At 40.9% G+C, this 391-nt stretch carries 1 protein-coding gene; it reads right to left on the bottom strand.

Annotated features, from left to right (window positions below; translation table 11 throughout):
* Positions 1 to 370, bottom strand: a 370-nt coding sequence (locus KGF41_RS20580; RefSeq protein WP_227857145.1) for an alpha/beta hydrolase, incomplete at its 3' end; no start/stop codon positions are given.
* Positions 371 to 391 lie beyond the last annotated feature (21 nt).

The following is a 391-nucleotide window of genomic DNA, read 5'->3' as shown; positions in this document are numbered from 1 at the left end:
CTTCCAGCCCATTATCCATCACATCATAAGCAACCGCCGCAATAATCCTTTTCTCATATGCGGCGCTGCGAAGTGCAAAATATCCTCCCCATGAAATGCCAACCATTGCACAGCAATTTAGGTGATAAAAGTCAATAACAGCAGAAGTCGGTTTTTCAAAATCATAGCGGAAGAACAGGTTTTCACGTATGCAATCGCCTTGCCCCGGACCGTCAAATAAAATTACGGTATAGCCTTTTGAGGCTAATGGGCTAACTTGTAAAACAAATTCCTCAATGAATGAGTCGTATCCACCACAGATAAGAATTGTTCCTTTTGAGTGAGCTGCCGATATTTTTATACAATTTAGTGTTCCTTGTTCAAAGGGCACATTTTGTTTGCAATATTCCAG

The sequence above is a fragment of the Clostridioides sp. ZZV14-6150 genome, assembly GCF_020657875.1.
GTDB lineage: Bacteria > Bacillota > Clostridia > Peptostreptococcales > Peptostreptococcaceae > Clostridioides.
This window is presented reverse-complemented; position numbering and strand designations above follow the sequence as displayed.